The following is a 16784-nucleotide window of genomic DNA, read 5'->3' as shown; positions in this document are numbered from 1 at the left end:
CTATCAATGGCTGCTGTGGTCGACGGCGATGGCTTCGCCGCTGACGTCGAGGTATTGGCGGTTGCGCGGCGCGAGCAGCAGGTACAGGGCGGCGGCGGTGCCGGCGCCGATCAGCCAGGAGAACGGCGCGACGCTGTGGAAGTTGGGCACCAGGGCCAGGACGATGGCCAGCAGCGCGGTGGGCAGGAAGGCGGCGACAGCGCGCAGGTTGATGCCTCGGGTGTAGAAATAGGCGCCGGCCGGGTTCTCGCTGTACAGCTGCGGGACGTTGACCTGGCCTTTGCGCAGCAACCAGTAGTCGGCCATGATCACACCGTACAGCGGGCCGAGCAGGGCCCCCAGGCCAGACAGGAAGTAGACGATCACCAGCGGGCTGTTGTACAGGTTCCAAGGCAGGATCAGCACTGCCAGGGTCGCGCTGATCAGCCCCGCGCGACGGAAGTTCAGGTGGCGTGGCGCCAGGTTGCTCAGCACGAAGGCCGGGGCGACGAAGTTGGCCATGATGTTCACCGCCACGGTGACGATCAGGAACGCCAGGCAACCCAGGACCAGGAACGGCGTGCTGGGAATATTGGCGACGATCTGGGTGGGGCTGTCGATCACCTGGCCGTTGATCTGGAACTGTGCACCGCACAGCACCGCGGTGATGGTCGCGAACACCAGGATGTTCACCGGTAGACCCCAGAAGTTGCCCACGCGAATGGTCTTGCGGCAGGGCGAGGAGCGGGCGAAGTCACAGAAGTTCAGCACCAGCGTGCCGTAGATCGCCAGCCACAGGGCGCCGCCAGCGAAGATGTTGCGCCACATCTCGTAGCCGGTCAGCGGCTCGGCCACCGACCAGGCGATGCGCGCATCGGCCTGGAAGTACATCCAGCCCGCAAGGCTTGCCACGGTCAGCAGGATCACCGGGCCGGCGAAGGCTTCGTAGCGGCGCACCATCTCCATGCCGTAGGCCAGGATCACCAGCTGCACCAGCCAGATCGCCACGAAGCACACCCAACCCAGGCTCGACAGGCCGAGGATGCTGTCCTGGTCATGGGTGGCCAGCTGCGGCCATATCGCCGTGAGCAAGACCCGCAATACCACCGAGGCCAGGTAAGTCTGGATGCCGAACCAGGCGATGGCGATGACCGCGCGGATCAGGGCTGGGATCTGTGCGCCATGGATCCCGAACGCGATGCGGCTGATCACCGGGAAGGGTACGCCGGTCTTCTGCCCCATGTAGCCGGACAGGTTCATGAAGAAATACACCAGTGCCGCGCCAATGGCCAAGGACAGCAGGATCTGCCAGCCACCCAGGCCGAGGGCGAACAGCCCCATGGCGAATGAATAGTTGGCGATGTTGTGCACGTCGTTGGTCCACAGCGCGAAGATGCTGTAGCGCCCCCAGCGCCGGCCTTCGCTGCGGGTCGGGGCCAGGTCGCGGTTATGCAGGCGTGGGCTGAGTTCGAGGTCCGGTAGATCACCGGCGACTGGCGTGGAGGTGGGGTTGGTGCTGGCAACGGATAGTTCAGGGGCAAGGTTGAGGCTGGTACTCATTCCGGCAGGCTCCTGATGCGTGTGGACTGCGATGATCGGGCATGCGCACGGGCTCGCCATCTCGTCGGTGCAGCGTTGGCATCACTGGGTTCTGGGCGCAACGGCCTGCCGGGGCAGGCGCTGCGGGTTCTTGTGTATTTATGTTTTGTTCAACTTGTATACAAAACACGGGGACACAAAAGCGAGTTCCATGCCAGCCGAAAAGCAACTTTCAGCGCGAGGCTTTTTCGAATCTATCTTGTTGAAAGATAAGTGAATGAAATAGAGGAATTATAAGTTGACCAAATGAACAGTTTTTATTTTTGAAGTGCATTATTAGTTGATCGATTGGTCAGTTTTTAGCGATGGAAGTGTGTAACGTGTTGGGGCGTTACCGGACAAAAGTGCACACAAAAATGGCACCTAAGGTGACATTCATGTGTACAAAAATTAATCGTCTCGTATCCGAACTGCTATTCCATGGGTGGCAACCGGCGTTTGACCGGTGTCTTCTTGATGATCGCCGTGTTGGTTTCGGCCAATACATTGATGCGGTCGAGCAGGGTGTCCAGCTGTTCCATGGAGCGCACATGCAGACGGGCGATGAAGCAATCCTCGCCAGTGACTTTGTCGCATTCGGTGAATTCGGGGATGGCGATGATCTGCCGCTCGACTTCCTGCAACTGTCCCGGCAGTGGTCGGATACGCACGATGGCCTGTAGCTGGTAACCGAAGCTGCGGGGGTCGATATCTATCGTATAGCCGCGCAGCACGCCGCGTTCTTCCAGGCGGCGCAGGCGTTCGCTGACACTGGGCGCCGACAGGCCGCTGATCTGGGCCAGTGCCTTGAGCGAACGGCGTGAGTCTTCCATCAAGGCATTGATCAACAGTTGGTCTATGGCATCGGTCATATTGCCCTCGTTAGGTAAATTGCTGAACTCGCCTTGATAGTAAAGGTGAATTCGCGAGAACGGCTTTGCTTTCGGCTGGATGGTTGACCGTCGCCTCGCACATACTGTGGCCCTGTTCGACAGGAGGTGTGAGATGGACAATTCGTTGCGTCGCGGCTCGCTGGAGATGACGGCCGCCATGCTGATCTCCGGTACCATCGGTTGGTTCGTACTGGTATCCGGGCAGCCGGTACTGGAGGTGGTGTTCTGGCGTTGTGTGTTCGGCGCCGGCACCTTGCTGCTGATCTGCGCGGCCCTGGGGCTCCTCAAGCCCGGCATCCTGACCCGTACGACCTTCCTGCTGGCGGTGGCCAGCGGCGTGGCCATCGTCGGTAACTGGGTGTTGCTGTTCGCCTCCTATTCCAGGGCCTCGATCGCGATCGGCACGGCGGTGTACAACGTCCAGCCGTTCATGCTGGTGGGGCTGGCGGCGGTGTTCCTGGGCGAGAAGATCACCCTGCCCAAGATGACCTGGCTGAGCCTGGCGTTCCTCGGCATGCTGGCCATCGTCAGTGCCCATGGCAGCGGCCAGGGTGGGGCGGGGAATTATCTGCAAGGCATCGGCCTGGCATTGGGCGCTGCCTTTCTCTATGCCGTGGCGGCGTTGATCATCAAGCGCCTGAGCGGTACACCGCCGCACTTGATCGCCTTGATCCAGGTGGTGACCGGTATTGTGCTCCTGGCACCTTGGGTCGGGGGGCGAGGGCTACCGGCAGAAACATCGGCACTGGCCAGCCTGGTGACCTTGGGCATCATCCATACCGGGCTGATGTACGTGCTGCTGTACAGCGCCATCCAGCGCCTGCCCACGGCACTGACCGGTGCGCTGTCGTTCATCTACCCGATCGTGGCGATCCTGGTCGATTGGGTGGCGTTCGACCATCGCCTGGCACCGCTGCAGTGGCTGGGTGTGGCGGCTATCCTGCTGGCGGCGGCGGGCATGCAGCAGGGGTGGTGGTTCCGTTCGCGCAGGGTAGCGGTGAAGGGGCATTGATCGAGGTTTGCCTTGCGGCCCAATCGCGGGGCAAGCCCGCTCCTACAGGGATGCGCCGCTCTTGCGGGCAGCGGTGAACCTGTGGGAGCGGGCTTGTCCCGCGATGGGGTACGTAGCAGCCTCTGACAGTGCTTATAGGCTGGCATTAGGTAGAATGCGTTCTTTTTTGCTTGCGACCCCACCATGACCTCGCCGATCCACACCCTCGAGCAACACCTGCTCACTGCTCTAGACCCCGCGCCAGAGGAAACCCGCCGCCTGTTCCACGGTCGTGGCCGCTGCTGGCCGGGCCTCGAGCAGATCACGGTCGACTGGCTGCAGGGCGTGCTGCTGGTCGCGCTGTTCCGCGAGCCGCCCGAAGGCCAACTGGCGGAGCTGGAGACCCTTCTGCGCAGCCTCGCCGAGCGCCCGCAGTGGGCTGGGCAGGCTATCCTCATCCAGCACCGCTACCTGCCGGACAGCCCCGGCCAGTGGCTGCTGGGCGAGCCGTGCCAGCAACGCGAAGTGATCGAGGATGGCCTGACCTATCTTCTGGACCTGGGCGTGCGGCAGAACAACGGCCTGTTCCTCGACATGCGCTACGGCCGGCGCTGGGTGCGCGAGCAGGCTGCGGGCAAGCGGGTGCTCAACCTGTTCGCCTATACCTGCGGCTTCTCCGTGGCCGCCATTGCCGGCGGAGCGCAGCAAGTGGTCAACCTGGACATGGCCAAGGCGGCATTGTCCCGTGGCCGCGACAACCACCGGCTCAATGGCCATGATGCCTCCCGGGTCGCCTACCTGGGGCATGAGCTGTTCAAGTCCTGGGGCAAGGTGCGCAAGTACGGGCCCTATGACTTGATCATCATCGACCCACCGACCTTCCAGAGAGGCAGCTTCGTGCTGACCCAGGATTACGCGAAGATCCTGCGGCGCCTGCCGGAACTGTTGACGGAGGAGGGGACGGTGCTGGCGTGCGTCAATGACCCGGGGATCGGGCCGGACTTTTTGATCGAGGGCATGGGCGAGCATGCACCGGGGCTGGTATTCGTCGAGCGGCTGGAGAACCCGCCGGAGTTTCCGGATGCGGATCCGGCAGGGGGATTGAAGGCATTGGTGTTTCGCCAGCGAGCCTGAGTAAGCTTCAATCGCGGGACAAGCCCGCTCCCACAGAGATCGTATCTGTCGGTGCGGGCTTGTGTCGCGAACCGTTACTGGTTGGTGTAGATCTGGTCGAACACGCCACCGTCATTGAAGTGGGTCTTCTGCACGGTACGCCAGTCGCCGAAGGTCTTCTCCACCGACAAGAAATCGACTTTCGGGAAGCGGTCGGTGTACTTGGCCAGTACGGTCGCGTCACGTGGGCGCAGGTAGTTCTGCGCGGCCAGTTCCTGGGCGGCCGGCGACCATAGGTATTTGAGGTATTCCTCGGCCACGGCGCGGGATTTCTTGCGCTCGACCACCTTGTCGACCACGGTCACCGGCGGCTCGGCTTCGGCCGACACGCTCGGGTAGACCACCTCGAACTGGTCGCGACCGAATTCGCGGGCGATCATTTCCGCCTCGTTCTCGAACGTCACCAGCACGTCGCCGATCTGGTTGGTCATGAAGGTCGTGGTCGCGGCGCGTCCGCCCGTATCCAGCACCGGAGCCTGCTTGAACAGTTTGCCGACGAACTCGCGCGCCTTGGCTTCGTCGCCGCCTTGCTTGAGCACATAGCCCCAGGCCGAGAGGTAGGTGTAGCGGCCGTTACCCGAGGTCTTGGGGTTGGGCACGATCACCTGCACGCCGTCCTTGAGCAGGTCGGGCCAGTCCTTCAGGGCCTTGGGGTTGCCCTTGCGCACGATGAACACGGTGGCGGAGGTGAACGGCGCGCTGTTGTTCGGCAGGCGCGTGACCCAGTTGTCTGGTACCAGCTTGCCGTTGTCAGCCAGGGCATTGATGTCGGTGGCCATGTTCATGGTGATGACATCCGCCGGCAGGCCATCGATCACGGCACGTGCCTGCTTGCTCGAGCCGCCGAAGGACATTTGCACGTTGACCTTCTCATTGTGCTCGGCTTCCCAGTGCTTCTGGAACGCTGGGTTGTAGTCCTTGTAGAAGTCGCGCATCACGTCGTAGGACACGTTGAGCAGGGTCGGTGCAGCCTGGGCCAGGTTACCCAGGGCCATACCGGCGGCGAGCAGCGATGCGGTGAAGAGCTTTTTCACGTTGCTTCCTTGTTCTTGAGAGGTTGTAGGCAGTTTGCCAGCGACTATAGCGGGTGGCTTGGCAGGGGTTAAAGAACAAAAAACACTTTGGTTATGCCGGTGCTTGTGCGACCCCCTTCGCGGGTAACCCGCTCCCACCGGTACGGCGAAACCTGTGGGAGCGGGTTTACCCGCGAAGGGCGCCGCACAGGCAGGCATCACTGCTTCGGGAACAACGCATTGCCACAGCGTGAGCAGAACGCCGCGCCGTGTTCATGGGTGTTCTTGCGGCACGTCGGGCAATCATGCTGCAGCTGTTCGCCGCGCAGGGCGTTGGCCAGCTCCGCAGTGAAGATGCCCGTGGGTACGGCGATGATCGAATAACCGGTGATCATCACCAGCGACGACAGCACCTGGCCCAGCGGCGTCTTCGGCACGATATCGCCGAAGCCCACGGTGGTCAGGGTGACGATCGCCCAGTAGATGCCCTTGGGGATGCTGGTGAAGCCATGCTCGGGGCCCTCGACCACGTACATCAAGGTGCCGAACACGGTCACCAGGGTCGAGACGCTGACCAGGAACACGATGATCTTCTGCCGACTGCCTTGTAGCGCCGCCAGCAGGTAATGGGCCTGTTTGAGGTAGGGGCTGAGCTTGAGCACGCGGAAGATCCGCAGCATGCGGATGACCCGCACGATCAGCAGGTACTGGGCATCACTGTAGTACAGGGCGAGGATACCCGGGATGACCGCCAGCAGGTCCACCAGCCCATAGAAGCTGAAGGCATAGCGCAGGGGCTTGGGCGAGCAGTAGAGCCGCACCAGGTACTCCACCAGGAAGATCGCGGTGAAGCACCACTCGATCCCGGCCAGCAGGCCGGCGTATTGCTGGTGCACTTCGTCGATGCTGTCGAGCACGACCGTGACCAGGCTGGCGAGGATGACCAGCAGGAGGATCTTGTCGAAACGCCTGCCGGCGACGGTATCGGTCTGGAAGACAATGACATAGAGCCGTTCGCGCAGGCTCGCTGGGTTATCCATGGGCTCATTCCATTGGGCGATGACCTGAGCCTAGGGGCTGCCTCCTAGCTGTGCAAGCGGCCTGCGTTGCGGCGCTGGGCCGATTGCGCCAGGTGGCTGCCCAGGTGCATCAGCCAGCAGGCGACGACAAAGGGTGCGGTCAGCCCAGCGATCGGCATCAGGTTGAATAAAGGCTGCAGCAACAGTGCCACGGCGATGGCCAACAACGTCACCCAGGCACGTTCGCCCTGGCGGCTGAAGGCCAGCGCGGCGAGCGCTGCGTTGAAACCGAACAGCCCCATCCAGGCAGCCTGGGCCTCGCCCGCCAGCAGGGCCACACCGCCGCCGACGGCCGAGCCGATCAACGCCCAGAGTGCGGCATAGGGGTTGGCGATGAACATGCCGATGACGATCAGCAGGCCGGCCAGCGGGTTGTCCAGCAGGAAGATCTGGCCGACACCGCGTAGCAAGGCATACAACGGGTTGGCCTCGGTGTAGAGGGCCGGCATGGGCTGGGCCACCAGCAGGGTGGCCCAGCCCAGCAGCACGAAAGGTGCCGTATAGGCGATCAGCAGCTTGCCGCCGCGCTTGCGCCATTGGTGCGTGAGGATGCTGGAAAGGCCGCCGGCGGCGATGATCAGCGGTGGCATGATGGCCGACCACGGCAGCAGCGCGGCGATCAGCAGGCCGATCAGTACGCCGTTGTAGCAGTACAGACCGGCCTGGCGATCGGCGCGTTCGTAACCGCGGCGCTGGGCGGTCAGCAGCCCGGCCAGGGCGCCGAGCAGGGCGCCGCCGACCAGGTTCGGGGCGGTGACCAGGATGGCCAGCAGGCAGCACAGGCCGCACAAGGGATTGCGCAGCAGCAGTACCTGGCTGAAGCCGTTGAGCAAGGCCGTGGCCCAGTCGGGGCACGGGTTGACGAAATTCTTGGTGTACATGGGGCAGTCGGGAAGGTGGATGGAAGCGCGGTGGGCCTCTTCGGGCCTCGGGTTGTCCGCCGTTATCGTGTACAGGGAGGGCGTTGCCCTCCGATCGCGGGACAAGCCCGCTCCTACAGGGACGTGCTGTGGGAGCGGGCTTGCCCTGCCGTTCAGACCAAGGTCTCGATCCGCAGCGTATTAGTCGTCCCTGGCTTGCCGAAAGGCACACCGGCGGTGATCAGCAGCGTGTCGCCACGGCTGGCCATGCCTTGCGCCTGGGCAATTTCCAGCGCAGTGGAAACGACCTCATCGACCTGGCGCAGACGATCGTTGACCACCGAGTGCACGCCCCAGGTCACGCTCAGGCGGCGGGCAGTGGAGAGGTTCGGCGTCAGGTTGAGGATCGGTGCACGTGGCCGTTCGCGGGCAGCGCGCAGGGTCGAGGAACCCGACTCGCTGTAGTTGACCAGCACGGCCACCGGCAGGATGCCACTGATGCGGCGAATCGCGCAGCTGATGGCGTCCGACACCGTGGCTTCGGCCTTGGGACGGCCGACGTCGAGCTGGGCCTGGTAGTCCGGGCCGTTCTCCACCTGGCGGATGATCTTGCTCATCATCTGCACGGCTTCGAGCGGGTAGTCGCCCGAGGCGGTCTCGGCCGACAGCATGACGGCGTCGGTGCCTTCGGCCACGGCGTTGGCCACGTCGGTGACCTCGGCGCGGGTCGGGGCAGGGGAGAAGCGCATCGACTCGAGCATCTGGGTCGCCACCACCACGGGTTTGCCCAGCTGGCGGCAGGTGCCGATGATGCGTTTCTGGATCTGCGGCACGCTTTCGGCCGGCACTTCCACGCCCAGGTCGCCACGGGCGACCATGATCGCGTCGGACAGCTCGGCGATCGCCTGCAGCTGCTCGACCGCTGACGGCTTCTCGATCTTGGCCATCAGGTAGGCGCGTTCGCCGATCAGTTGGCGGGCTTCGACGATGTCTTCCGGGCGCTGGACGAACGACAGGGCCACCCAGTCCACGCCCAGGTCCAGGCCGAAGGCCAGGTCGCGGCGGTCTTTCTCGGTCAGCGGGCTGAGGTCGAGCACGGCCTGGGGCACGTTCACACCCTTGCGGTCGGACAGCTCGCCGCCGGCCACCACCTCGGTGTCGATGGCGTCGCTGTGCTTGGCGGTCACCCGCAGGCGCAGCTTGCCGTCATCGAGCAGCAGGTCCATGCCCGGTTCCAGCGCAGCGATGATCTCGGGGTGGGGCAGGTTGACCCGGCGGCTGTCGCCCGGGGTGGTGTCCAGGTCCAGGCGCAGGGCCTGGCCGCGTTGCAGTTGCACCTTGCCGTCGGCGAAACGGCCGACGCGCAGTTTGGGCCCTTGCAGGTCCATGAGGATGCCCAGCGGATAATTCAGCTGTTGCTCCACTTCGCGGATCCACTGGTAGCGCAGGGCATGGTCGGCGTGCTCGCCATGGCTGAAGTTCAGGCGGAAGATGTTCACGCCGGCCTCGACCAGTTGGCGGATATCGTCGACGCCTTTGATCGCAGGGCCCAGGGTTGCGAGGATTTTGACTTTCTTGTCTGGCGTCATGATGGCTGAGTCTCGAGGATCAGGATGGCACGGAAGTCGTTGACGTTGGTGCGGGTCGGCTCGGTGACGATCAGCGCATCCAGTGCGGCGAAGTAGCCATAGCCGTTGTTGTTGTCCAGCTCGTCCGAGGCCGACAGGCCCAGGGCCTCGGCGTTGGCGTAGCTTTGCGGGGTCATGATGGCGCCGGCGTTCTCCTCGGAGCCGTCGATGCCGTCGGTGTCCCCGGCCAGGGCGTAGACACCCGGCAGGCCCTTGAGGTTTTCGGTCAGGCTGAGCAGGAACTCGGCGTTGCGCCCGCCACGGCCGTTGCCGCGCACGGTGACCGTGGTCTCGCCGCCGGACAGGATGATGCAAGGCGCCTTGAGCGGCTGGCCGTGCAGCACGATCTGCCGCGCGATACCGGCATGCACCTTGGCCACTTCGCGCGACTCACCTTCCAGGTCGCCCAGGATCAGCGGGCTGAAGCCCGCCTGGCGGGCCTTGACGGCCGCGGCCTCGAGCGACTGCTGGGGCTTGGCGATCAACTTGAAGTGGCTGCGAGCCAGGGCTGGGTCGTCGGCCTTGACGGTTTCCGAGGCGGGGTTGTTGAGCCAGTCGATGACGGCCTTGGGCGCTTCGATGTCGTAGCGCTTGAGAATGGCCAGGGCATCGGCCGAGGTGCTCGGGTCGGCCACGGTGGGGCCAGAGGCGATGACGGTGGCCAGGTCCCCAGGGACATCGGAGATGGCATAGGTGTAGACCGTCGCCGGCCAGCAGGCCTTGGCCAGGCGGCCGCCCTTGATCGCCGAGAGGTGCTTGCGCACGCAGTTCATCTCGCCGATGGTGGCGCCGGACTTGAGCAGGGCCTTGTTGATCTGTTGCTTGTCGGCCAGGGTCAGGCCTTCGGCAGGCAGGGCCAGCAGGGCCGAGCCGCCGCCGGAGAGCAGGAAGATCACCCGGTCGTCTTCAGTGAGGTTGCTGACCAGTTCCAGCACGCGCTTGGCCACGGCCAGGCCGGCGGCATCGGGGACCGGGTGGGCGGCTTCGACCACTTCGATCTTCTGGCAATTGGCGCCATGGCCGTAGCGGGTCACGACCAGGCCGGACACTTCGCCTTGCCAGCTCTTCTCGACCACCTCGGCCATGGCTGCGGCGGCCTTGCCGGCGCCGATGACGATGACGCGGCCGCTGCGGTCGGCGGGCAGGTGGGGTTCCAGGACCTGGCGAGGGTGAGCGGCGGCGATGGCCGTATCGAACAGCTCGCGGAGAATTCTTTGTGGATCGACCGACATGGCAGGCTCCCAAAATCTTATTGTTCTGCAGAATCGAAAACGCCCCTGGAACTGCCTCCGTGCAGGCCGAACCAGGGGCGGGTGTTGCTCGGTGTCACCGTTGAGCCTGTGGTCGCAGGTCCAACGGTGTGGATTTCATCGCCGGCAAGCCGGCTCCCACAGGTACAGTGGAGTACTTCGGGCTGGTGGGAGCCGGCTTGCCGGGCGATTAGGCTGCAAGGCAGCCCCTTGTCACTTGTCGTCGCGGATCGAGAAGTTGGCCATGTGCTCCAGGCCTTTGATCAGCGCCGAGTGGTCCCAATTGCCGCCGCCCAGGGCGACGCAGGTGCTGAACACTTGCTGGGCGTTGGAGGTGTTGGGCAGGTTGATGCCCAGCTCCTTGGCGCCTTGCAGGGCCAGGTTCAGGTCCTTCTGGTGCAGGTTGATGCGGAAGCCTGGGTCGAAGGTGCCCTTGATCATGCGCTCGGCGTGCACTTCGAGGATCTTCGAGGAGGCGAAGCCGCCCATCAGCGCTTCACGTACCTTGGCTGGGTCTGCGCCGTTCTTGGCAGCGAACAGCAGGGCTTCGCCGACGGCCTGGATGTTCAGGGCGACGATGATCTGGTTGGCGACCTTGGCGGTCTGGCCGTCACCGTTGCCACCGACGCGGGTGATGTTCTTGCCCATGGCTTCGAACAGCGGCAGGGCGCGCTCGAAGGCTTTCGGGCAGCCACCGACCATGATGCTCAGGGTGCCGGCCTTGGCGCCGACTTCGCCGCCGGACACCGGGGCGTCCAGGTAGGCAGCGCCGGTGGCCTTGATCTTCTCGGCGAAGGCCTTGGTCGCGGTAGGGGAGATCGAGCTCATGTCGATCACCACCTTGTTCGGGCCGACGCCTTCGGCCACGCCATTCTCACCGAACAGGACCGCTTCTACCTGCGGGGTATCCGGGACCATGACGATGATGAATTCGGCTTCCTGGGCCACTTCCTTCGGGTTGGCCAGGGCGACGGCGCCAGCGGCGACCAGGTCGGCCGGGGCGGCGTCGTGGTGAGTGGAAACGAACAGGCTGTGACCTGCCTTTTGCAGGTTCTGGGCCATTGGTTTGCCCATGATGCCGGTGCCGATGAAACCGATTTTAGCCATGACAATGTGCCTCGTTGTATTTGTTCGCGGATCCTGTAGGAGCGGGCTTGTCCCGCGATGGCGGCGCTGAGGTCGCCATCGCAATGGCGGGACAAGCCCGCTCCTACAGGTCGGTGTTCAATCTTTAGATTGCGTTATGGGTCTTCAGCCAGCCCAGGCCTGCTTCGGTGGTGGTCAGCGGCTTGTATTCCGCGCCCACCCAGCCCTGGTAGCCGATGCGGTCCAGGTGCTCGAACAGGAAGCGATAGTTGATCTCGCCGGTGCCTGGTTCGTTGCGGCCGGGGTTGTCGGCCAGCTGGATGTGGTTGATCAGCTTCAGGTTGGCTTCCATGGTACGAGCCAGGTCACCTTCCATGATCTGCATGTGGTAGATGTCGTATTGCAGGAACAGGTTGTCGCTGCCGACTTCGGCCTGGATCTCCAGGGCCTGTTTGGTGGTGTTCAGGTAGAAGCCTGGGATGTCACGGGTATTGATCATTTCCATGACCAGGCGGATACCTGCAGCCTTGAGCTTGTCGGCGGCGTACTTGAGGTTGTCGACGAAGGTCTTGCGCACGGTGGCGCAGTCCGGGCCTTGCGGGCGGATACCGGCCAGGCAATTGACCTGGGTGTTGCCCAGGACCTTGGCGTATTCGATGGCCTTGTCGACACCTGCGCGGAATTCCTCGACGCGCTCGGGGTGGCAGGCGATGCCGCGCTCGCCCTTGCCCCAGTCACCGGCCGGCAGGTTGAACAGCACCTGGGTCAGGCCATGGGCATCGAGCTGCTGCTTGATCTCGGCGGCGCTGAAATCGTACGGGAAGAGGTATTCGACACCGCTGAAACCAGCGTCGGCGGCGGCCTTGAAGCGGGCCAGGAAGTCCTGCTCGGTGAACAGCATGGACAGGTTGGCAGCGAAGCGAGGCATGGTTGTCTCCTTGCAGATGAAGGCCCCCGGCACAGCCGGCGCGGGGGCGTCAGGCGGTCAGTCCAGCATCGAGATCGCGGTAGGCGCGTCGTTGCCGACCAGGGCGAGGTCTTCGAACTCGTTGACCGCGTTGATCTCGGTACCCATGGAAATGTTGGTCACGCGCTCGAGGATCACTTCGACCACCACCGGCACGCGGAACTCTTCGGCCATCTTCTGCGCCTTGAGCAGGGCAGGGGCGATTTCAGCCGGCTCGAACACACGCAGTGCCTTGCAGCCCAGGCCCTCGACCACGGCCACGTGATCGACGCCGTAGTTGTTGGCTTCGGTGGCGTTGATGTTCTCGAACGCCAGTTGTACACAGTAATCCATGTCGAAGCCACGCTGGGCCTGGCGGATCAGGCCGAGGTAGGCGTTGTTCACCAGGACGTGGACGTATGGCAGGTTGAACTGCGCGCCCACGGCCAGCTCTTCGATCATGAACTGGAAGTCGTAGTCACCGGACAGCGCGACGACCTTGCGCTTGGGGTCGGCCTTGACCACACCCAGGGCAGCCGGAATGGTCCAGCCCAGCGGGCCGGCCTGGCCGCAGTTGATCCAGTGGCGCGGCTTGTACACGTGCAGGAACTGGGCACCGGCGATCTGCGACAGGCCGATGGTGCTGACGTAGCAGGTGTCCTTGCCGAAGACCTGGTTCATTTCTTCGTAGACGCGCTGCGGTTTGACCGGCACGTTGTCGAAGTGGGTCTTGCGCTGCAGGCTCGACTTGCGCTGCTGGCAGTCTTCCAGCCACTCGCGGCGGCACTTGAGCTTGCCGGCGGCTTTCCATTCGCGGGCCACTTCCAGGAACGCGTCCAGTGCCGCGCCTGCGTCGGAAACGATACCCAGGTCCGGGGTGAACACACGGCCGATCTGGGTCGGTTCGATGTCCACGTGAACGAACTTGCGGCCTTCGGTGTAGACGTCGACGGAGCCGGTGTGACGGTTGGCCCAACGGTTACCGATACCGAACACCAGGTCGGACTTGAGCAGGGTGGCGTTGCCGTAGCGGTGCGAAGTCTGCAGGCCGACCATGCCGACCATCTGCGGGTGATCGTCCGGGATGGTGCCCCAGCCCATCAGGGTCGGGATGACCGGTACGCCGGTCAGTTCGGCGAACTCGACCAGTTTTTCGCTGGCATCGGCGTTGATCACGCCGCCGCCGGAAACGATCAGCGGACGCTCGGCTTCGTTGAGCATGGCCAGGGCTTTTTCAGCCTGGACACGGTTGGCGGCTGGCTTGTGCACCGGCAGCGGCTCGTAGGCGTCGATGTCGAATTCGATCTCGGCCATCTGCACGTCGAACGGCAGGTCGATCAGCACAGGACCTGGGCGGCCGGTGCGCATTTCATAGAAGGCCTTCTGGAAGGCGTAGGGCACCTGGCCCGGCTCCAGGACGGTGGTGGCCCACTTGGTGACCGGCTTGACGATATTGGTGATGTCGACGGCCTGGAAGTCTTCCTTGTGCAGGCGAGCACGAGGCGCTTGGCCGGTGATGCAGAGAATCGGGATGGAGTCGGCCGAAGCGCTGTACAGACCGGTCACCATGTCGGTACCGGCAGGGCCGGAGGTGCCGATGCACACACCGATGTTGCCCGGGTTGGCGCGGGTGTAACCCTCGGCCATGTGGGAAGCGCCTTCGACGTGGCGAGCGAGGACGTGATCGATGCCACCGACTTTCTTCAGGGCCGAGTACAGCGGGTTGATGGCAGCCCCCGGGATGCCGAACGCGGTATCTACACCTTCACGGCGCATGACCAGAACGGCTGCATCGATTGCTCTCATTTTGCTCATGGTTTGTGCCTCATCGATTTTGTAATTGTATACAACTTGCTTTGCGACAGAGTGTATTCACGCTCGACGCCTCAGGTCAAATCCATTTTCATCCGTGGGAGTGGCTTTCGTCGGGAAGCCCGTGAAAAAGGTATTTCGTCTGATCGTGCACGATAGTCTAAAAATATTGTATACAAAAAATCTGGCCGTTGTGTTCTATTGTCGTATCGGTTTTCAACTGCCCTCAGGGCTTCTCACAACAAGAAGAGGACCTTTCCATGAACGCATTGACCCTGAAAGTCGCTGTCAGCCTGGTGAACGCCGCGCTGGACGCCGGTCGCAAGATCAACGCCGCCCCCTTGACGGTGGCGGTACTGGACGCCGGTGGGCACCTGCTCGCGCTGCAGCGCGAGGACGGCGCCAGCTTGCTGCGCCCACAGGTAGCGATGGGCAAGGCCTGGGGGGCTGTCGCCCTGGGCAAGGGTTCGCGCCTGCTGGCGCTGGATTCGCAACAACGGCCGGCGTTCTTCGCGGCGCTCAATGGCCTGGGCGAGCGCCCGGTGGTACCGGCACCGGGTGGTGTGCTGATTCGTGATCAGGACGGCAAGGTGCTGGGTGCGGTAGGGATCAGCGGCGATACGTCGGATATCGACGAGCAGTGTGCGATCAGTGCGATCGAGGAGGTAGGGCTGACGGCGGATGCCGGGGTGGTGGCGTAAGCGTCTGAAATCCTGGGGCCGCTGCGCGGCCCGTTCGCGGCACAAGGCCGCTCCTACAGGTTCAACGATGATCCTTGTAGGAGCGGCCTTGTGCCGCGAAAGGGCTGCGTAGCGGCCCCGCTTTTTATCAGGCCGCCTCGGGCTCGCAGCCTTTGAGCACCAGGCGGATGATGGTCTCGGCCGCGGCTTCGTAGTCGGTGTCGGACAGCTTGGCCTTGCCGGTGATCACCGAGATCTGCCAGTCGAAGTCGGCGTAGGTCTGGGTCGCCGCCCAGATGCTGAACATCAGGTGGTGCGGGTCGACCGGGGCGATCTGCTTGCGCTCGATCCAGCGCTGGATGCACTCGATGTTGTGCCGCGCCTGCTCGTTGAGCTGCTGCACCTGGTTGGGCGACAGGTGCGGGGCACCATGCATGATCTCGCTGGCGAACACCTTCGACGCATGGGGCAGGTCGCGGGAGATGCGGATCTTCGAGCGGATGTAGCCGCTGAGCACCTCCTTGGGATCGCCGTCGGCGTTGAATGGTGTGGAAGCCTGCATGATCGGCGCGATGATGCTTTCCAGGACCTCGCGGTAGAGGTTTTCCTTGGATTTGAAGTAGTAGTACACGTTCGGCTTGGGCAGGCCAGCCTTGGCGGCGATGTCGCTGGTCTTGGTGGCGGCGAAGCCCTTGTCGGCGAATTCTTCGCTGGCCGCGCGCAGGATCAGCTCCTTGTTGCGCTCGCGAATGGTGCTCATGTCGGGAATCTTCCTTTGTCTGGCCACCTCTAAAGAGGGTCCGGCATGGTAGCACCCGCCTTGACGGGCGCTCAAGGCAGCCGCTTTGGGCTAGACTTCGGCCCATTCAACCCATTGGAAACACGCAAACATGGCAGGAAGCAGTCTACTGGTATTGATCGACGACATCGCCACGGTGCTCGATGATGTCTCGGTGATGACCAAGGTCGCGGCGAAGAAGACCGCAGGCGTGCTGGGCGACGATCTGGCGCTCAATGCCCAGCAGGTCACAGGCGTGCGTGCCGACCGGGAACTGCCGGTCGTCTGGGCGGTGGCCAAGGGTTCGTTGGTCAACAAGGCGATCCTGGTGCCGGCGGCCTTGCTGATCAGTGCGTTCATACCCTGGGCGGTGACCCCGCTGCTGATGCTCGGTGGCGCCTTCCTGTGCTACGAAGGCTTCGAGAAGCTCGCGCACAAGTTCCTGCACAGCAAGGCCGAGGATGCGACGCAGCACGCGGCGCACAACGAAGCCCTGGCCGACCCGAACATCGACCTGGTGGCTTATGAAAAGGACAAGGTCAAAGGCGCGGTGCGCACCGACTTCATCCTCTCGGCCGAAATCATCGCCATCACCCTGGGCATCGTTGCCGATTCACCGCTGACGCAGCAGATCGTCGTGCTCTCGGGCATCGCCGTGGTGATGACCATCGGGGTGTATGGGCTGGTGGGTGGCATCGTCAAGCTCGACGACTTGGGGCTGTGGCTGACCACCAAGGCATCCGGGCTGGCCCGGGCGGTGGGCAATGGCATCCTGCGCGCGGCGCCCTACATGATGAAGAGCCTGTCGGTGATCGGCACTGCGGCCATGTTCCTGGTTGGCGGCGGCATCCTGGTGCATGGCATCGAGCCGCTGCATCATGCCATCGAGGCGTTCAGCGAAGGGCGCGGCGGTGCCTTGACCGGTGGCGTGCTCAATGGCCTGGCCGGCGTGGTGGCCGGGGCCGTGGTGCTGGCCGTGGTGAGTGGGGTGGGCAAGGTGTGGAAGGCGCTGCGGCCGGCCAGGTGACCGCGGAGGAT

The 16784-nt window shown here is 63.6% G+C and carries 15 protein-coding genes; 4 read left to right on the top strand and 11 right to left on the bottom strand.

The genetic code is table 11. The annotated features are described in order from the left end of the window. Window positions 1-3: 3 nt before the first annotated feature. Together K8374_RS16020 and K8374_RS16015 are read right to left on the bottom strand one after the other, a co-directional pair. Window positions 4-1539 carry an NCS1 family nucleobase:cation symporter-1 gene (locus K8374_RS16020; protein WP_224456366.1) on the bottom strand — a complete coding sequence of 512 codons (1536 nt, stop codon included), beginning with the start codon at window positions 1537-1539 and terminating at the stop codon, window positions 4-6. Window positions 1540-1991: 452 nt separating this feature from the next. Beyond that, entirely contained in the window at window positions 1992-2429 is a 438-nt protein-coding gene (locus tag K8374_RS16015; RefSeq protein WP_224456365.1) for an Lrp/AsnC family transcriptional regulator, read from the bottom strand. 133 nt (window positions 2430-2562) lie between these two features. Here K8374_RS16015 and K8374_RS16010 point away from each other — a divergent pair, with 133 nt between their 5' ends. Continuing rightward, window positions 2563-3462 carry a DMT family transporter gene (locus tag K8374_RS16010; RefSeq protein WP_224456364.1) on the top strand — a complete coding sequence of 300 codons (900 nt, stop codon included), beginning with the start codon at window positions 2563-2565 and terminating at the stop codon, window positions 3460-3462. Window positions 3463-3645: 183 nt separating this feature from the next. Then, on the top strand, window positions 3646-4575 hold the full coding sequence (locus K8374_RS16005; protein ID WP_224456363.1) for a class I SAM-dependent methyltransferase: 930 nt from the start codon (window positions 3646-3648) through the stop codon (window positions 4573-4575). Window positions 4576-4649: 74 nt separating this feature from the next. Here K8374_RS16005 and K8374_RS16000 read toward each other — a convergent pair whose 3' ends face one another. The 8 genes from K8374_RS16000 to gcl form a co-directional block, all read right to left on the bottom strand. Continuing rightward, on the bottom strand, window positions 4650-5648 hold the full coding sequence (locus K8374_RS16000) for a sulfate ABC transporter substrate-binding protein (protein WP_084854609.1): 999 nt from the start codon (window positions 5646-5648) through the stop codon (window positions 4650-4652). Window positions 5649-5845: 197 nt separating this feature from the next. Further along, entirely contained in the window at window positions 5846-6667 is an 822-nt protein-coding gene (locus K8374_RS15995; protein WP_224456362.1) for an ion transporter, read from the bottom strand. A 44-nt stretch (window positions 6668-6711) separates the two neighbouring features. After that, the gene (locus K8374_RS15990; protein ID WP_224456361.1) at window positions 6712-7587 is read right to left on the bottom strand and encodes an urea transporter; all 876 of its coding nucleotides are present in this window, start codon (window positions 7585-7587) and stop codon (window positions 6712-6714) included. Window positions 7588-7739: 152 nt separating this feature from the next. After that, window positions 7740-9155, bottom strand: coding sequence for a pyruvate kinase (gene pyk, locus K8374_RS15985; protein WP_084854612.1), 1416 nt, complete (start codon window positions 9153-9155; stop codon window positions 7740-7742). Further along, complete coding sequence (locus K8374_RS15980; RefSeq protein ID WP_224456360.1) at window positions 9152-10426, bottom strand: glycerate kinase; 1275 nt, start codon at window positions 10424-10426, stop codon at window positions 9152-9154. Before K8374_RS15980 ends, pyk begins: the two co-directional genes overlap by 4 nt. A gap of 231 nt (window positions 10427-10657) precedes the next feature. Next, window positions 10658-11551, bottom strand: coding sequence for a 2-hydroxy-3-oxopropionate reductase (locus K8374_RS15975; RefSeq protein WP_084854614.1), 894 nt, complete (start codon window positions 11549-11551; stop codon window positions 10658-10660). Window positions 11552-11675: 124 nt separating this feature from the next. After that, entirely contained in the window at window positions 11676-12458 is a 783-nt protein-coding gene (gene hyi / locus K8374_RS15970; RefSeq protein WP_224456359.1) for a hydroxypyruvate isomerase, read from the bottom strand. A 57-nt stretch (window positions 12459-12515) separates the two neighbouring features. Next, window positions 12516-14291, bottom strand: coding sequence for a glyoxylate carboligase (gene gcl, locus K8374_RS15965; RefSeq protein ID WP_084854615.1), 1776 nt, complete (start codon window positions 14289-14291; stop codon window positions 12516-12518). 257 nt (window positions 14292-14548) lie between these two features. Between gcl and K8374_RS15960 the strand changes: the two genes are divergently transcribed. Next, window positions 14549-14989, top strand: coding sequence for a GlcG/HbpS family heme-binding protein (locus K8374_RS15960; RefSeq protein WP_084854616.1), 441 nt, complete (start codon window positions 14549-14551; stop codon window positions 14987-14989). 127 nt (window positions 14990-15116) lie between these two features. On the opposite strand, the gene K8374_RS15955 is transcribed toward K8374_RS15960, so the two are convergent. Continuing rightward, on the bottom strand, window positions 15117-15728 hold the full coding sequence (locus K8374_RS15955; protein ID WP_084854617.1) for a TetR/AcrR family transcriptional regulator: 612 nt from the start codon (window positions 15726-15728) through the stop codon (window positions 15117-15119). A gap of 130 nt (window positions 15729-15858) precedes the next feature. Between K8374_RS15955 and K8374_RS15950 the strand changes: the two genes are divergently transcribed. After that, window positions 15859-16773 (top strand): DUF808 domain-containing protein, encoded by a 915-nt coding sequence (locus tag K8374_RS15950; RefSeq protein ID WP_224456358.1) that lies wholly within the window; start codon window positions 15859-15861, stop codon window positions 16771-16773. Window positions 16774-16784 lie beyond the last annotated feature (11 nt).

This window comes from Pseudomonas sp. p1(2021b) (genome assembly GCF_020151015.1).
GTDB lineage: Bacteria > Pseudomonadota > Gammaproteobacteria > Pseudomonadales > Pseudomonadaceae > Aquipseudomonas > Aquipseudomonas putida_K.
This window is presented reverse-complemented; position numbering and strand designations above follow the sequence as displayed.

Bases quoted from the DNA above. Each gene is read 5' to 3' on its own strand.
- K8374_RS16005 (WP_224456363.1), top strand. From the start codon at position 3,646: ATGACCTCGCCGATCCACACCCTCGAGCAACACCTGCTCACTGCTCTA.
- K8374_RS15980 (WP_224456360.1), bottom strand. From the start codon at position 10,426: ATGTCGGTCGATCCACAAAGAATTCTCCGCGAGCTGTTCGATACGGCC.
- K8374_RS15975 (WP_084854614.1), bottom strand. From the start codon at position 11,551: ATGGCTAAAATCGGTTTCATCGGCACCGGCATCATGGGCAAACCAATG.
- gcl (WP_084854615.1), bottom strand. From the start codon at position 14,291: ATGAGCAAAATGAGAGCAATCGATGCAGCCGTTCTGGTCATGCGCCGT.
- K8374_RS15950 (WP_224456358.1), top strand. From the start codon at position 15,859: ATGGCAGGAAGCAGTCTACTGGTATTGATCGACGACATCGCCACGGTG.
- hyi (WP_224456359.1), bottom strand. From the start codon at position 12,458: ATGCCTCGCTTCGCTGCCAACCTGTCCATGCTGTTCACCGAGCAGGAC.
- pyk (WP_084854612.1), bottom strand. From the start codon at position 9,155: ATGACGCCAGACAAGAAAGTCAAAATCCTCGCAACCCTGGGCCCTGCG.
- K8374_RS16015 (WP_224456365.1), bottom strand. From the start codon at position 2,429: ATGACCGATGCCATAGACCAACTGTTGATCAATGCCTTGATGGAAGAC.
- K8374_RS16020 (WP_224456366.1), bottom strand. From the start codon at position 1,539: ATGAGTACCAGCCTCAACCTTGCCCCTGAACTATCCGTTGCCAGCACC.
- K8374_RS16010 (WP_224456364.1), top strand. From the start codon at position 2,563: ATGGACAATTCGTTGCGTCGCGGCTCGCTGGAGATGACGGCCGCCATG.
- K8374_RS15990 (WP_224456361.1), bottom strand. From the start codon at position 7,587: ATGTACACCAAGAATTTCGTCAACCCGTGCCCCGACTGGGCCACGGCC.
- K8374_RS15960 (WP_084854616.1), top strand. From the start codon at position 14,549: ATGAACGCATTGACCCTGAAAGTCGCTGTCAGCCTGGTGAACGCCGCG.
- K8374_RS15955 (WP_084854617.1), bottom strand. From the start codon at position 15,728: ATGAGCACCATTCGCGAGCGCAACAAGGAGCTGATCCTGCGCGCGGCC.
- K8374_RS15995 (WP_224456362.1), bottom strand. From the start codon at position 6,667: ATGGATAACCCAGCGAGCCTGCGCGAACGGCTCTATGTCATTGTCTTC.